Source organism: Pararhizobium sp. LjRoot235, from assembly GCF_964254145.1.
GTDB lineage: Bacteria > Pseudomonadota > Alphaproteobacteria > Rhizobiales > Rhizobiaceae > Pararhizobium.
This window is the reverse complement of record NZ_CAXUSP020000002.1, coordinates 320787-336260: the sequence shown is the minus strand read 5'-3', so window position 1 is coordinate 336260 and position 15474 is coordinate 320787. Positions and strand designations below refer to the sequence as shown.

The window sequence follows — 15474 nt, the reverse complement described above, 5'->3', positions numbered from 1 at the left end:
GGCTTTCAGCCGCCGCCTTGCCCGGCGGCGCGAGAGCCCCGCTTATCCTCCCTCAAAGAGCCGGCCGATGCCCATCAAACGCAAGCCTAATCTTTCCGCAACCTTCGCCCTGCTGCCCACATGGTTCGTTGCGATCGTGGTCTTCATCGGCACCATGGCCTGGTCGATCCGCCTGTCCTTCACCAATTCGACGCTGTTCCCATCGTCGACCTATGTCGGCTTCGCCCAATATGCGAAGCTCTTCTCTTCCGCCAAATGGCTCGCTTCGCTGCAAAATGTGCTGATCTTCGGCGTCCTTTACGTCGGAGGCTGCCTGCTGCTTGGTTTCCTGCTTGCGGCTGCCCTCGATCGCAAGATCCGTTTCGAAAGCGCCCTCAGGACCATATTCCTCTATCCGTATGCCATGTCCTTCGTGGTAACGGGCCTGATCTGGCAGTGGATGCTCAATCCGACGCTCGGCATCCAGGCGAGCGTGCGTTCGCTCGGCTGGGAAACCTTCGTCCTCGATTGGGTGGTCAATCGCGACATGGCGATCTATGCGCTGGTGCTGGCGGGCGTATGGCAGGGCGCCGGTCTCGTCATGGTCATTGCACTCGCCGGCATGCGCGGCATCGAGGCCGAGCAATGGAAGGCGGCGCGAATAGACGGCATTCCCGTCTGGCGGATCTATGTCTCGATCATTCTGCCCCAACTCGGGCCGGCACTGGCCGCCGCCGGCATGCTGCTCGCCATGGGCGTGATCAAGACCTACGACATCGTCGTTGCCATGACCAATGGCGGTCCCGGCAATTCGACCGAGGTGCCCGCGAAATTCATCATGGACAACCTGTTCGGGCGCCAGAACCTCGGCCTCGCCACGGCTGGCGCGACAGTGCTCGTCCTCGGCGTGATCATGGCAGTCGCGCCGTTCCGTTATGCGATGCACGTGCGCAACGGAACGAAGGGATCCGCGTGATGGCCCGTAATTATCCACACGGTCCGAAGCCGACACAGATCACCGCCGGAGGCATCGGCCTCTATGCCTTCCTTTTCATCGCAGCACTCTTCTTCCTGCTGCCGCTCTACACCATGGTTGTCACGTCCCTGAAGACCATGGACGAGATCCGGCTCGGTCAGATCTTTTCCCTGCCGGCCAAGATCGACTTCTCTGCCTGGGTCACCGCCTGGTCCGGCGCCTGCATGGGAACCACTTGCGTTGGAATCCGCACCGGCTTCTGGAATTCGGTGGCGATCACTGTTCCGGCGGTCGGGCTGTCAGTCTTCATCGGCGCTGTCAATGGCTACGCGCTGTCGCTCTGGCGACCACGCGGCGCCAACGTGCTCTTCGGCCTGCTCATGGCCGGCGGCCTCATCCCCTACCAGATCTTCCTCTATCCCATGGTCCGGGCGATGGCGAATGTCGGCCTCTACAATTCGCTGGCCGGCATCATCCTCGTGCATGTCATCTTCGGCCTGCCGCTGGTGACGCTGCTCTTCCGCAACTACTTCGTCAGCGTGCCGGAAGAACTCTGCAAGGCCGCGCGCGTCGATGGCGCCGGCTTCTGGCGCATCTTCTTCGAGATCATGCTGCCGATTGCCGTGCCGATGGTCGTCGTGGTCTCCATGCTCCAGTTCACCGGCATCTGGAACGATTTCCTGCTCGGCCTCGTCTTCGCCGGGCGTGACAACCTGCCGATGACCGTGCAGCTCAACAACATCGTCAACACGACCATGGGCGAGCGCAATTACAACGTGAACATGGCAGCGACGATCCTGACTGCCATCGTTCCGCTCGCCATCTATTTCCTGTCCGGCCGCTGGTTCGTGCGCGGCATCGCCGCCGGCGCAGTCAAGGGGTAACGCTTCCATGCAATCTGCTGTCTCCGTCAAGGATCTGAAGATCGCCTATGGCGACCATACGGTCATCGAGAAGATGTCGATCGACATCGTTCCCCGGGAATTCCTGGTCCTGCTCGGCCCGTCCGGCTGCGGCAAGTCCACACTTCTCAACGCTATCGCCGGCCTTCAGGACATCACCACCGGTGAGATATGGATCTCCGGCAAGAACGTCAGTTGGGAGGAGCCGAAGGACCGCGGCATCGGCATGGTCTTCCAATCCTACGCACTTTATCCGCGCATGTCGGTGAGGAAGAACCTTTCCTTCGGGCTGCGCGTCGCAGGTCTGCCGAAGACCGAGATCGAGGCGCGTGTCGCGCGCACGGCCGCCCTTCTCCATCTCGACAAACTGCTCGACCGGCGTCCTGCCGAGCTTTCGGGCGGGCAGCGCCAGCGCGTCGCCATCGGGCGTGCGCTCGTGCGCGAAGTGGACGTCTTCCTCTTCGACGAGCCGCTTTCCAACCTCGATGCCAAGCTGCGCAATGAACTCCGTGTTGAGATCAAGAAGCTGCACCAGAGTCTCGGCAACACCATGATCTACGTCACTCACGATCAGGTCGAGGCCCTGACCCTTGCCGACCGCATCGCCATCATGCGTGACGGCGTGATCCAGCAGCTCGCATCGCCAGCCGAGATCTATCACCGCCCGACCAATCTCTTCGTCGCCGGCTTCATCGGTGCTCCGGCCATGAATTTCGTTGAGGGCCGGATTGAGCGTGGCAAGGCGCAACCGGTTTTCATCAGCAACGGACTTGCCGTCGATCTCTCCGGCTATTCCTTTCAGGCGGCCGCGTCGGATGGACCCGCAACGCTCGGTTTTCGCCCGGACCATCTGGTGCTCGACGGCGCGGCAAGCAGCCTCCCCACCATTGCGGGCCGCGTCTCCGTCGTCGAGCCGATGGGTTCGGATGCCGTTCTCTGGTTCGACTGGGCGGACCAAAGCCTTTCGCTTCGGCTCATGGGCGACGTCACCCTGCAACCCGGCGACACCGTGGCTCCCGGGCTCGACATCACCAAGGCGTCCCTCTTCGGCGCCGACGGGACGCGCTTGTGACGCGCTATCCCTTTGTTTTCTCGCAATTCCGAACGCGCTTCGCGCTTCTTTGAGGAATTGCTCCAGGACAGGATTTGGAAAGACATGTCTCAGATCGTCTATGATGCACTGGTAATCGGCTCCGGCGCGGCGGGCTCCTTCGCGGTAAAAGAACTGACGGCGCAAGGCCTGTCGGTGCTGCTTCTGGAAGCCGGACCGGCCGTCGGGCCGAGGGATTTCGATCCCGCCCGCAAGAAGGCGCCCGCGAGCAGCATCAATATCTGGGAGCGCGCGCGGGCGACCGTCAAAGGCCAGCCGATCCAGGCGCGCGCGGCCTTCTTTACCGAGCGTTTCAGCCACTTTTTCGTCAATGACCGCAAGAACCCGTACACGACGCCGAAGGACGCGCCCTTTCTCTGGATCCGCGGCCGCCAGGGTGGCGGGCGTCTCCACAGTTTCGGCCGGGTGCTGCTGCGCTGGACGGACGAGGATTTCAAGATCCGTTCGCGAACCGGCAAAGGCGTCGACTGGCCGATCTCCTATGACGAGTTGGCGCCGCTCTATGACGAAGTCGAGACCTATCTCGGTCTCTACGGAAACAAGGACAATGTCCCGACCCTGCCGGACGGCGTCTATACAAACCCCGCAAGCCTCACGCCGGCGGAGCAGGTATTCAAGCAGGCGGTGGAGGACCGCTGGCCGGATCGTCATGTCGTTTCCTGGCGCTATATCGCCCCCGACGCCGAGCGCGTGCCGCGACCTCTGAGGGAAGCCCAGGCGAGCGGAAGGTTGACGATCCAGTATGATGCTATCGTTCGCCGGATCACCACGGACGAGGAGACTGGCCGCGCAACCGGCGCGGAATTCATCGACCGCAACACAGGCAAGAGATCGACCGCCCACGCCGCAACGGTGGTGCTTGCCGCCTCCCCGATCGAAAGCGTGCGACTTCTACTCAATTCGGCTTCGGCGAAACATCCGGGCGGACTCGGCAACAGCTCCGGTGCGCTCGGCCGCTATTTCATGGACCAGCTGCCCTGCCTGGCCTTCGGCTCCTTCTCGAAGGCAAAGGGCTGGGCGCTTGACGAAGCTGCCCCAACGGACCCGTTCTACAATCCGTCTGGCGGAATCTTCATTCCCCGCTTCGGCGAGCCCGACGTAGGCCGCGGTGATTTCGACTACCAGGGCAGCATCGGCCGCTCGCCCGTCCCCGAGGAAACCGACGCGCGTCTCGCCTTCTTCGGCTTCGGCCGCATGCTGCCCTATGCCGATAACCGCATCACGCTCGATGCTCAACGCAAGGACGCTTGGAATATCCCCGTTCCGCATATCCGCTGCGTTATGCATGAGGAGGAGCGGGCGCTGCTTCGCCTGCAGGAAGAAACGCTGATCTCCCTTATCAAGGAGGTCGGTGGCGATCTGGAATTCATCGGTTCGCCCATGGGTCTCAAGGAAATGGGCATGGGCGCCTTTCCCGAAGCGAACGCGTTCAGTCGCTTCATGTTTCGCAAATGGTTCCGCAAAACCATGTGCATGGGCGCGGCAATCCACGAGACAGGCGGCGCGCGTATGGGAGAAACGCCGGAAGATTCGGTGCTCAATCCCTTCAACCAACTCTGGGACGCCCCGAACCTTATCGTCACCGACGCCAGCGCCTTTCCGGGCAGCGGCGTCGCCGGCACGACGCTCACCGTCATGGCGCTGACGCTGCGCGCCTGCCGCAACCTCGTCGACCAGTATCGAAACTTTACGCCCGTCGGCGGTTTCGAACCCTGAGGGAAAGATTAAAGCCCTTCCGCGAAGCGTGATGAATCGCTTCCTTCGGCCAAACCTAGCGCCTTTCACGCCTGAAAAACGTCGCGATCCCTCGTTTTCGCGACATCGCATTCCCTTTGAGAAATCCGTTCGCGGGACTTGCTGTTCGGAAAAACGTGCATATACTCAGGAATAATTATTTCCGCAGAGTGAAATGACGAAGGAACAAATCATGGCATTGAGCTGGCGTTTTTCCGCCCTGGCAGACCGGCATCGGGCGCTGGGATCGAAGCTTGAGGACTGGAGCGGTATGGGAACTGCCTGGACCTACGACAAGGACATCTACGAGGAACACATCGCCGTTCGCACCAAGGCGGGCATCATGGATGTGTCGGGTCTGAAGAAGGTTCACCTTGTCGGCCCGCACGCGATCGCCGTGCTCGAATACATCACCACCCGCGATATGACCAAGATCTATCCCGGCAAGTCTGTCTACGCCTGTATGCTCAATGATCGCGGCCACTTCACCGACGACTGCATCGTCTACCGCACAGGCCCGAACGCCTGGATGCTGGTGCACGGTTCAGGCTCCGGATTCGAGGAAATCGTCAAGCAGGCGCAGGGCCGCAACTGCGCCGTTCTCTTCGACGACGACCTGCACGACCTCTCACTACAAGGCCCGCTTGCCGTCGACTATCTCGAAAAGTATGTGCCGGGCATCCGCGACCTCAAATATTTCCATCACATGCAGACGACGCTGTTTGGCGCGCCCGTTATGATCTCGCGCACCGGCTATACCGGCGAGCGCGGCTACGAAATCTTCGTGCGCGGCCAGGATGCCGGCATGGTCTGGGACCGCATCGTCGATGAAGGCAAGGCGATGGGCATCATTCCCGTCTGCTTCAGCGTTCTCGATATGCTCCGCGTCGAGAGCTACCTGCTGTTCTATCCCTACGACAATTCTCAGATGTATCCGTTTGCCAACGAGCAGCCGGGCGACAGCCTGTGGGAACTCGGCCTCGATTTCACCGTCAGCCCCGGCAAGACCGGCTTCCGCGGCGCCGAGGAACATGCCCGCCTCAAGGGCAAGGAACGCTTCAAGATCTTCGGCCTCTTGGTCGAGGCAGACGGCCCGACCGACCTCGGCGACGAGGTCTGGGACGGCGACAAAAAGGTCGGCGTCATCACTTGCCCGTCCTATTCCAAGCTCACCAACCGCTCGATGGCGATCATGCGGGTCGACCTGCCCTATGCCGTCCAGGGCGCCAAGCTCGAGGTGAAGGGCAAGACCGTCAACGCACCGGCGATCGCCCATACCATCACCTTCGACGATCCGCAGAAGAAAAAGCGGACGGCGCAGGGCTGAGGATCTTGGCATGCTCGTAGCAGGGATCAAAAGCAGACCGGAATACAAGGGGCTCGACATCGATGCCCACGCCAAACGCCACCTCTTCGTCCTCGAGGGCGAAGGGGCGGCGGCCCTGATCGATCAAGTCACGGCCAAGGGCAGCGGATTTCTGGCGAAATCGGAAATCCTCTATCTGGCCGCGGGCGCCGCGCCCAACGCCTATGACGTAACGATTTCGGCGCTCTCCCCGGACATCTTCTGGCAGGCGTCGACACTCCAGCCGCTCCTGTTTCGCCTCCGAGCCTGTCTCGATCTCGCGCGGATGGGAAACCGGCTCTACATCGCCGGCACCGAGGGCTTCATCGGCCAGGTGATGCAGGTGGCGATGGAATACGGCATCGATTTCCATTCGATCCACACCGAGCATCGCGGCTCGACAGCCAGGCGCGTCCAGTGCGTGCACTGCAAGGGTATCACCGACAATGTGACGACAAGCCCCTTTGCCTGCACCCATTGCAGCCTGCCGCTCCTGGTGCGGGACCATTACTCCCGACGCCTCGGCGCCTTCCAGGGCGTTAATATCGATGCGGAAGAACCGGGTACCGCCCCAACGCCTGAGGAGATGTTCCCGTGAGCCTCAATACTGACATGCCCGTCAAGGTCGCAGCCGTAACGCAGGTGACCGATCTCGTGAAACGCTTCCGCTTCGAGCGGCTGGACGACCACCCGATGCCGTTCTTCTCCGGCGGCGCCCATGTCGTCGTGTCGATGAACGACAACGGCATTCTGCGCCGCAACCCCTATTCGCTGATGTCCAACCCGGACGACAACAGCGCTTATGAAATCAGTGTGCTGCGTGTGCCCAATTCGCGCGGCGGCTCGGTCTTCATGCACGAGCAGGTCCGGCCCGGCGATCAACTGACCGTCAGCCAGCCGGTCAATCTCTTCGCGCCGGACCATCGCGGCCGTAAGCATATCCTGTTTGCCGGCGGCATCGGCATCACGCCATTCATCGCCATGATGGAGCAGTTCAGCCGCGACAACATCGCGTTCGAACTGCACTACGCCATCCGTACCCGTTCGCACGGCGCCTATTGGCGGCAACTGCTCGACCGTTACGGTCCGCGCCGGATCAAGATCTACGTCGACGAGGAAAAGACCTTCATTCCTGTCGCCGAGGTAGCCGAGAACCAGCCGCTCGGCACGCATGTCTATGTCTGCGGCCCGGCAGGCATGATCGATGGCGTGCTGATGACGGCGCTCAAAGCCGGATGGCCGAAGGAAAACCTCCATTCGGAACGCTTCCTTGCGCCGCCCACCGGCTTGCCGTTCCAGGTCTTCCTCGAGGCGTCCAACATTCACATGACGGTCGGCGAACATCAAAGCATTCTTGAAGCCGCCGAAGCGCATGGCTGCGACGCCCCCTACATGTGCCGCGGCGGCGCCTGCGGCCAATGCGAGACCAAAGTGCTCTCGTGCGACGGCGTGCTGCAACACAACGATATCTACCTGTCGGACGAGGAAAGGGCGTCCGGCAAAAGGATCATGATTTGCGTCTCGCGTTTCAAAGGCCAGCAGCTCGTTCTTCAACTCTAGAGCGCATCTTCTGAATGATGAAGCACTCTATCCCATTGTTTTACCGCAGCTCCGAACGGAAAACCGCTCCGCGCTTTTCCTGGAACTGCTTCAGCACCGGAGGGCCGGAAAGATGACCATCACGTTCAGGAACGAGACGTTCCGCGACGACTTCACCTTCCGCAACAGCCTCTACAACATCAAGCGCTTTCCCTTCCCCTTCGACCGCGACGAGTACATGTACTCGGTCAACATGGAACCGCATGTCCGGGGGAGACAAGACAGCGTCTTTGAAAACCTGATCGACGTCGACGAACACTACGTCGCCGAGATGGGCGACCGGGCTTTGGTGCTGAAGGAAGATCCTTTGCGCTGCCAGGCTCTGCCACACATGATGGCGGCGCAATGGGACACACTGGAACTCCTGATGGAACATCAGGCGCAGGACTATCCCGAACATTTCACATTGGAGAAGAACGGCGACCGATGGCGCTGGATCAACCGGCCGATGGGGATCGACGATACCTTCACCTTCGGCGATCCGTCCACCCTGCCCCATCCCCCGATGGAGTACATTACGAGGCAAGCGCAGGGCGACTTATGCATCGTTGACCAGCGCGACAACAATCTCTGGATGGATGCAGGCTTGGTCACCACCCAGGCCGACTGGTCGCTCGATTTCGATATCGGCATGAACTTCATGGAATGGCACGGGCCAGTGCCGCTCGCGCACCAGATCGGTGTGTTCGAGCGGGCGCTGAAATTCCTGCTCAACCTCCAGCAGGGCAAGCCGACACGCCGCCTCAACTGGACGATGACGGTCAATCCACGTCTCGATACCAGCCCGGAAAACTACCACAAATGGGGGCCGGACCGCACGACGGTGACGCCCGAAAATGTCGGCGAGAAGATGCACCTGCGCGTCGAACTGCAGAGCCTCTGGCGCCTGCCGCGCTCCAACGCCATCCTCTTCGTCATCCGCTGCTATCTCATCAGCTTCAACGAACTGGTGACAGTCCCGAAATGGGGCCGACGGCTACCCCGTGTGTTGAAAAGCCTGCCGCCGGAGATCGTCGACTACAAGGGCCTCTCCCGCAACCGGCCGATCATGCTCGACTGGCTGGCGAAATACGATGATGGGGCGCCAACGAGCCCGGGGATTTTTCCGGATTGAACACGACTGCCCCTCAACCGCCCCTGTCGGCACCTTCTCCCCGTAAACGGGGAAAGGCAGAAGCAGCAAACCCCTTATCCCCTCTCCACGCTTGCAGGAAGAGGGTTAGGGGCAGTCTTTGAAGCTAGACGATCGGCAATGACCGAGAACACTGACAACATAAAAGGGAACTGACACACATGACCAGAGTAGCCGTGATCGGCGCAGGGCCCTCGGGCCTTGCGCAATTGAGAGCCTTCCAGTCGGCAGCCCTGAAGGGCGCCGACATCCCTCAAGTGGTCTGCTTCGAAAAGCAGGCTGACTGGGGCGGCCTGTGGAACTACACTTGGCGCACCGGCCTCGACGAATATGGCGAGCCAGTCCACGGCAGCATGTACCGCTATCTCTGGTCGAACGGCCCCAAGGAATGCCTGGAGTTCGCCGACTATTCCTTCGAGGAGCATTTCGGCAAGCCGATCGCCTCCTATCCGCCCCGCGCCGTGCTGTGGGACTATATCAAGGGCCGCGTCGAAAAGGCCAATGTGCGCAAATGGGTGCGCTTCTCGACCCCGGTGCGCATGGTGAAGTTTGACAAGGCAACGAAGAAATTCACGGTCACCGCCCACAACCGCATCGAAGACCGGATGTATGATGAGGAATTCGACTATGTCGTCGTCGCCTCCGGCCATTTCTCGACCCCCAACGTTCCCTATTTCGACGGCGTGAAAACCTTCAACGGCCGCGTCATGCATGCGCACGACTTCCGCGATGCGCTGGAATTCAAGGACAAGGACGTGCTGATCGTCGGCCGCAGCTATTCGGCCGAGGATATCGGCTCGCAATGCTGGAAATACGGCGCCAAATCGGTGACCACGAGCTATCGTTCCAAGCCGATGGGCTTCAAATGGCCGGAGCGCTTCGAAGAACGCCCGCTGTTGCAGAAGCTCGTCAACAAGACCGCCCATTTCGCCGACGGCTCGACCAAGGAAGTCGATGCCCTCATCCTTTGCACCGGCTATCTCCATCACTTCCCGTTTCTGCCCGACGACCTGCGCCTGAAGACCGCTAACCGCCTCTGGTCCGACAGCCTCTACAAGGGCGTCGTCTACGAGGACAATCCGCAGCTGATGTATATCGGCATGCAGGACCAGTTCTACACTTTCAACATGTTCGACGCCCAGGCCTGGTACGCCCGCGACGTCATCATGGACCGGATCAAGCTCCCCTCGAAGGAGGAGATGACGGCGCATTTCGACAAGTGGCGTGCCCGCGAGGAAACGCTCGAAGATGCCGCGCAGATGATCTGGTTCCAGGGTGACTACGTCATCGAGCTTCTGGAGCACACCGACTATCCGAAGTTCGACGTCAAAGCCACCAACCAGACCTTCATGGAATGGGAACACCACAAGGCCGAGAACATCATGGGCTTCCGCGACAACGCCTACCGCTCGCTGATGACCGGCACGATGGCGCCAAAGCATCATACACCGTGGCTGGAGGCGATGGACGATACGCTGGAAGTCTACCTGAAGAACTGACCAAGATATAAAGGCTATATATCGGAAGGCCGCGCTCGCGGCTTTCCGATCAAAAGCTCCGAGATAACGAAATATTATCCATAAACATACTCTTCCAATTCACCCCTCAGCCATCATCGGATTAGCCATGGACTTCCTGAGCAGTGTTCTCGGTCGCATGAATGGTTTCTTGTATCGGTGCCGCGCCGACGAGCACTATACGATGCTCGACATGACCAACGGCATCCAGCGGATCTTCGGCTATCCCACCGACGAGATCGTCGGCAACCGCGTGCGCACCTTCACATCCATCATGTGCGAGGAAGATGTCCCGGCGATGGACGAGGTTGTCGGCAAGGCGCTGGAAAGCCGTACCGACTGGACACTCGAATACCGCATCCGCCATAACAAGGGTCACTATCTCTGGGTCACGGAAACCGGCGGCGGCGTCTGGGGTGCTGACGGCGAACTGCTCTATCTCGAAGGCAGCATCGTCAACATCGAATCGCTCTACCAGCGCATTGACGAACAGACCGCCGACATGCGGGCGACGGCTTCTCGGACAGCCGAAATCCTGCATTCGCTGCGCTACCTGAAACTGCTCGCCGTCAACGCCGGCATCGAGGCGGCGCGTGCCGGAACGGCCGGTGCCGGCTTTGCCGTGCTTGCCTCGGAAATGCGCGCTCTCGCCAATGACTCCGAAGCCGTTGCCCGCCAGATCGCAACGGCGCAACGAAAGTAGATCCGAGCGTTTTCGATTGCCTGAACCGCGGCATCACGACCGCGGCTTCAGCTTCTCCGGATCGTAATGGGCAAACGGCACGATCCGTGCCGGCAGTCGCTTCTGCTGCCCATCGAGCTTGCCGATCTCGACCTCTGTGCCGACGGCCGAATGCAGCACATCCATCCTCGCCAATGCGATTGTCTTCTTCAAGAGCGGCGAACGGGTCGAACTGGTGACGACGCCGACCTGCGCCCGGCCGATATGCACCGTATCGCCATGGCCGACAGTCTCATTGGCGTCAATATCGAGCCCGACGAGCTTGTAACGCGGGTTTTCCTTGCGCTTGATCAGTGCCTCGCGGCCGATGAAATCATCGGTCTTCGATTTCAGCGGCACGGTGAAGCCGATGCCGGCCTCGAACGGGTCGGTCTGGTCGGAGAAATCATAGTGGGCAAAGACGAGGCCGGCCTCGATCCGCACCATGTCGAGCGCTTCAAGCCCCATCGGCTTCAACCCGTGTTTCTGGCCGGCCTCCCAGACCGCGTCGAACACGGCGAGCGCATCCTTTGGGTGACAGAAGATTTCATAGCCGAGTTCGCCAGTATAACCCGTGCGTGAGACGACCACCGGTGCGCCTTCGAAATGACCGGTGCGGCCAACGGCGAAGCGGAACCATTCGAGTTCGCCGATCGAGGGCTGCGACGGCGCGGTCCATATGATTTCCTTGATGATCTCCCGGCTCTTCGGCCCCTGGACAGCCAGATTGTGCATCTGGTCCGTCGACGACCGCACCCAGGCCTTGTAGCCCCTCTTCTCCGCCTGCTCGCGCAGCCAGAGGCCGCTCACATCATCGCCGCCAATCCAGCGGAAATTGTTCTGCCCGAGCCGGAAGACCGTGCCGTCGTCGATCATGCCGCCATTCTCGTAGCACATCGCGGTATAGACCACCTGCCCCGGCGACAACTTGCGGATGTCACGGGTGACGCAATATTGCAGCAGCGCCTCGGCATCCGGCCCTGTCACTTCGAATTTGCGCAGCGGCGACAGGTCGATCACCACCGCGTTCTCACGGCAGGCCCAGTATTCCTCGATCGGCCCCTCATTGTTGAAGCGGTTCGGCAGCCAGTAGCCGCGATATTCGGCGTGGTTGCGCGTCAGCGCCGAGAGGCGCGGGTGGAAGGCTGTTTCCTGGGTCATTTCGGGCTCTGCATCAGGGGTCATTCGGATGGCGACGGCGCGCGAGAATTTCTCTTTGTCCGAATAGGTGCGGACATGGATATCGGTCGGATCCCAGCCATTGGCAGCGTCGATGTCGTCCGGACAGGACGACGAAACGCAGACGAGATCTGTCAGCGCCCGCATCATGACGTAGTCGCCCGGCCGCGACCACGGCTCGTCGAGATAGAGCTGGTTCTGGTGGTCGATATTGGTGTTGTAGAAATAATTGAGCGCTTCCCAGCCCTTGCGTGGCGCGATGCCGTAAGGCGCCAGCGCATGGTTGAAATTGTCGGTGCAATTGACGTGACCGGGGTAGCCCATGTCGTCGTAATAGCGTGCGTTGCAGGCCGTGGCGAAGGCATCATGTCGCCCGACCGTATCCTGCACGATTTCCACCAGCGGCTCGAAATCGCGGTCGAATGCCTTGGACGGCAGGCCGGGAGTCGGATAACTGCGCCCGAGCAGCGTGCGTGTCACCGTCGCGTCCAGCGCCAGATCCAGCCCCTTGTCCACCTTGCGGGCGGAAAATGCCTGGAAATCCGTACATTGCCTGCCGCTGACGTCAATGATCTGGATGAATTCTCCGGCGCGGACGAAATAGGCCGACGCAGTGGCTGCACGAATGCGCAAATCCTGCACCGGGTCGGCCATCGGCTCGGGCAACAGGTCCTCATAAGTGCGTTCGATCGCGCTGCGCGCAACACGCAGCTCGATCGCCGTCGCCGTGTTCTGCAGTTCCGCATCCATGGCCGGTCCGGGGGCCGCGACAATCAACAAACCGTCGAGCGAGATCGTCAACTCGGCCGAGTTTCCGGACGGTGAGCTTTCACCGAACAGGACAAAAGCCCGCGCATCGGCAAGATCCACGTTCCGGCGCCGTAAAGCGCCAAGTGTTCGCCGCGCACTCTCATCGCCGCGGGCAAGCGTATCCTGGAGGCCCTGTGCGGGACGCGAAAATCCGACGTCGAGCCCGGCCGCGTTGAACCGCCCCCTGCCATCGACAAAGCTGACTTCACAAAGCTGCCCGCCCTCGACATCCTTGATGGCCACTCGGTCGCCCGCCGCCACCTTGATCACGGTCGTCCCCCGCCCCTTGACGCGGTAGCGCTCGACACCGGTAGGCAATGCGGGAATGCCGGGCCTCAGTATAGTGCTCGGCCTGGGCGGCACGAGCACGCCCGCAAATCTTCCGGAATCCCTCATCACAGCTCCCCACCCGAAGGCACACCGGTTCGGCGGTCCGGCTTTTGCACCGGCAATGTGGCCAAACTATCCTATGGGAGGCTCGTGAAAGTAAAGAGAGACTTGACCCAGAAGAAAAAAAATTCACTATGAAGATAAGCTGTGGTGCGGAAATACGAGACGGGAACGGTGGTGACACTGCAAAAGCAGGCTCCGCCAGCAAGAAAAGCCGCAGCCAGAGCTGTCAATAATGGGGACGCGCGACACCCGCGCTTTACACAAAACTGGTCGAGGAGACTGTTTATGGCAACTATCGTTGAGACCGAGGGGTCGGCGGCTGCGCCTAGCAGCGAGTTGATCCGCGCGCTGGATTGGAAAGGAGCATTCTGGGTCGCCGCCGGCGTCCCCCCGCTCGTGCTTTTCTCCATCGGCGGCATCGCAGGCACGACAGGCAAGCTCGCCTTCGTCGTCTGGATCATTTCGATGGTGATGGGGTTCCTGCAATCCTTCACCTATGCTGAAATCGCCGGCATGTTCGGCAACAAGTCCGGCGGCGCGTCGATCTACGGTGCTACTGCCTGGCTGCGCTATTCGAAATTCATCGCACCGCTTTCGGTGTGGTGCAACTGGTTCGCCTGGTCGCCGGTCCTGTCGCTCGGCTGCGCCATCGCGGCCGGCTATATCCTAAATGCCCTGTTCCCCATTCCCGGTGCCGACTCCCCGGCCGTCATGGAATGGATCAATGCCAATGTGGCAACGCTGACGGCCGATAGCCCGCGCGTCGCCGAGTGGCTTGCGGCCAATGCCGGCAAGACACCGCAGGACGCCATGTCGGCCCTTCTGTCGACCGATGCCGTCACTGCGTTGACGCCTGCGATCCGCGCCTGGTCGCTCGTCACCTTCGACATCCCGTTCCTTGCCACGGCAAACCTGAACGCCACCTTCGTCATCGGCGGCATCCTGATGCTGGTGATCTTCGCGATCCAGCATCGCGGCATCCAGGGAACGGCAAGCGTCCAGAAGTGGCTCGCCATCATCGTTCTCCTGCCGCTTCTGATCATCGGTCTCTATCCGATCTTCTCCGGCCAGATCGACAGCGCCAACGTCAGCGGCCTGATCCCCCCGACGGCGGCCTATTCCGGCCTCGATGGGATCTGGAGCAATGGCGGCTGGACGCTGTTCCTCGGCGGCCTCTATATCGCCGCCTGGTCTACCTACGGCTTCGAAACGGCCGTGTGCTACACCCGCGAACTGAAGAACCCGAAGACTGATACTTTCAAGGCGATCTTCTATTCCGGTCTCCTGTGCTGCCTGTTCTTCTTCCTCATCCCCTTAACGTTCCAGGGCGTTCTTGGTCATGCAGGCATGCTTGCACCCGGCATCGTCGACGGTACGGGCGTGGCGGAAGCACTCGGCAACCTCGTTCACGGCGGCAAGATCGTCACGCAGATCCTCGTCATCCTGATGATCATGGCGCTGTTTCTCGCGATCATGACGGCGATGGCCGGTTCGTCGCGGACGCTCTATCAGGGCGCAAAGGACGGCTGGCTGCCGAAATATCTCGACCACGTTAACGAACACGGCGCACCGACTCGCGCCATGTGGACCGACTTCGCCTTCAACCTCATCCTGCTTGCCATCGCCTCCGACGTCGCCGGCTACTTTTTCGTGCTCGCCGTCTCCAATGTCGGTTACATCATCTTCAACTTCCTCAACCTCAATGCCGGCTGGATTCACCGGATGGACTCGGGCCATGTCGCCCGCCCGTGGAAGGCACCGACCTGGCTGATCGGCCTCAACACCGCTCTCGCCTTCGTCAATGCCCTCTTCCTCGGCGCCGGCGCCAAGGTCTGGGGCTATTCCAATGCGCTGTGGGTCGGCTTCGTTTTTGCAGCGCTCATTTTGCCGGTCTTCGCCTATCGCCATTATGTTCGTGACGGCGGCAAGTTCCCGGCGGGCGCCATGGAGGATCTCGGCCTCGTCGGCCAGGACATGGGCGTCAGGAAAGCGGGTATCCTGCCCTATGTCGCACTGTTGGCCGGCCTGGCCGTGGTGCTCGCCGCAAACGCCTACTTCCAGCTTCCGGCCTGATCG

At 60.9% G+C, this 15474-nt stretch carries 12 protein-coding genes; 11 read left to right on the top strand and 1 reads right to left on the bottom strand.

Annotated features, from left to right (window positions below):
* Positions 1-67 precede the first annotated feature (67 nt).
* From ACSQ2Z_RS22240 to ACSQ2Z_RS22195, 10 genes are all read left to right on the top strand, one after another.
* Positions 68-955, top strand: coding sequence for a carbohydrate ABC transporter permease (locus tag ACSQ2Z_RS22240; protein WP_436083419.1), 888 nt, complete (start codon positions 68-70; stop codon positions 953-955).
* Positions 955-1839: a carbohydrate ABC transporter permease gene (locus tag ACSQ2Z_RS22235; protein WP_436083418.1), complete on the top strand. Its 885-nt coding sequence runs from the start codon at positions 955-957 to the stop codon at positions 1837-1839. Before ACSQ2Z_RS22240 ends, ACSQ2Z_RS22235 begins: the two co-directional genes overlap by 1 nt.
* A 7-nt stretch (positions 1840-1846) precedes the next feature.
* Entirely contained in the window at positions 1847-2929 is a 1083-nt protein-coding gene (locus tag ACSQ2Z_RS22230) for an ABC transporter ATP-binding protein (RefSeq protein WP_436083417.1), read from the top strand.
* 84 nt (positions 2930-3013) lie between these two features.
* The gene (locus tag ACSQ2Z_RS22225) at positions 3014-4684 is read left to right on the top strand and encodes a GMC oxidoreductase (RefSeq protein WP_436083416.1); all 1671 of its coding nucleotides are present in this window, start codon (positions 3014-3016) and stop codon (positions 4682-4684) included.
* A gap of 211 nt (positions 4685-4895) precedes the next feature.
* The gene (locus tag ACSQ2Z_RS22220; RefSeq protein WP_436084126.1) at positions 4896-6029 is read left to right on the top strand and encodes an aminomethyltransferase family protein; all 1134 of its coding nucleotides are present in this window, start codon (positions 4896-4898) and stop codon (positions 6027-6029) included.
* Positions 6030-6039: 10 nt separating this feature from the next.
* Entirely contained in the window at positions 6040-6645 is a 606-nt protein-coding gene (locus tag ACSQ2Z_RS22215) for a dimethylamine monooxygenase subunit DmmA family protein (RefSeq protein WP_436083415.1), read from the top strand.
* Complete coding sequence (locus tag ACSQ2Z_RS22210; RefSeq protein ID WP_436083414.1) at positions 6642-7607, top strand: PDR/VanB family oxidoreductase; 966 nt, start codon at positions 6642-6644, stop codon at positions 7605-7607. The genes ACSQ2Z_RS22215 and ACSQ2Z_RS22210 overlap by 4 nt, the downstream gene beginning before the upstream one ends.
* Before the next feature lie 112 nt (positions 7608-7719).
* Entirely contained in the window at positions 7720-8760 is a 1041-nt protein-coding gene (locus tag ACSQ2Z_RS22205) for a heme-dependent oxidative N-demethylase family protein (protein WP_436083413.1), read from the top strand.
* A gap of 179 nt (positions 8761-8939) precedes the next feature.
* Positions 8940-10277, top strand: a complete 1338-nt coding sequence (locus ACSQ2Z_RS22200; RefSeq protein WP_436083412.1) for an NAD(P)-binding domain-containing protein — start codon at positions 8940-8942, stop codon at positions 10275-10277.
* Positions 10278-10404: 127 nt separating this feature from the next.
* On the top strand, positions 10405-10998 hold the full coding sequence (locus ACSQ2Z_RS22195; RefSeq protein WP_436083411.1) for a PAS domain-containing protein: 594 nt from the start codon (positions 10405-10407) through the stop codon (positions 10996-10998).
* A gap of 33 nt (positions 10999-11031) precedes the next feature.
* Here ACSQ2Z_RS22195 and ACSQ2Z_RS22190 read toward each other — a convergent pair whose 3' ends face one another.
* Positions 11032-13401 carry a DUF1989 domain-containing protein gene (locus ACSQ2Z_RS22190; protein ID WP_436083410.1) on the bottom strand — a complete coding sequence of 790 codons (2370 nt, stop codon included), beginning with the start codon at positions 13399-13401 and terminating at the stop codon, positions 11032-11034.
* A 282-nt stretch (positions 13402-13683) separates the two neighbouring features.
* Here ACSQ2Z_RS22190 and ACSQ2Z_RS22185 point away from each other — a divergent pair, with 282 nt between their 5' ends.
* The gene (locus ACSQ2Z_RS22185; RefSeq protein WP_436083409.1) at positions 13684-15471 is read left to right on the top strand and encodes an APC family permease; all 1788 of its coding nucleotides are present in this window, start codon (positions 13684-13686) and stop codon (positions 15469-15471) included.
* Positions 15472-15474: the final 3 nt, after the last annotated feature.

Bases quoted from the DNA above. Each gene is read 5' to 3' on its own strand.
- ACSQ2Z_RS22240 (WP_436083419.1), top strand. From the start codon at position 68: ATGCCCATCAAACGCAAGCCTAATCTTTCCGCAACCTTCGCCCTGCTG.
- ACSQ2Z_RS22235 (WP_436083418.1), top strand. From the start codon at position 955: ATGGCCCGTAATTATCCACACGGTCCGAAGCCGACACAGATCACCGCC.
- ACSQ2Z_RS22230 (WP_436083417.1), top strand. From the start codon at position 1,847: ATGCAATCTGCTGTCTCCGTCAAGGATCTGAAGATCGCCTATGGCGAC.
- ACSQ2Z_RS22225 (WP_436083416.1), top strand. From the start codon at position 3,014: ATGTCTCAGATCGTCTATGATGCACTGGTAATCGGCTCCGGCGCGGCG.
- ACSQ2Z_RS22220 (WP_436084126.1), top strand. From the start codon at position 4,896: ATGGCATTGAGCTGGCGTTTTTCCGCCCTGGCAGACCGGCATCGGGCG.
- ACSQ2Z_RS22215 (WP_436083415.1), top strand. From the start codon at position 6,040: ATGCTCGTAGCAGGGATCAAAAGCAGACCGGAATACAAGGGGCTCGAC.
- ACSQ2Z_RS22205 (WP_436083413.1), top strand. From the start codon at position 7,720: ATGACCATCACGTTCAGGAACGAGACGTTCCGCGACGACTTCACCTTC.
- ACSQ2Z_RS22200 (WP_436083412.1), top strand. From the start codon at position 8,940: ATGACCAGAGTAGCCGTGATCGGCGCAGGGCCCTCGGGCCTTGCGCAA.
- ACSQ2Z_RS22195 (WP_436083411.1), top strand. From the start codon at position 10,405: ATGGACTTCCTGAGCAGTGTTCTCGGTCGCATGAATGGTTTCTTGTAT.
- ACSQ2Z_RS22190 (WP_436083410.1), bottom strand. From the start codon at position 13,401: ATGAGGGATTCCGGAAGATTTGCGGGCGTGCTCGTGCCGCCCAGGCCG.
- ACSQ2Z_RS22185 (WP_436083409.1), top strand. From the start codon at position 13,684: ATGGCAACTATCGTTGAGACCGAGGGGTCGGCGGCTGCGCCTAGCAGC.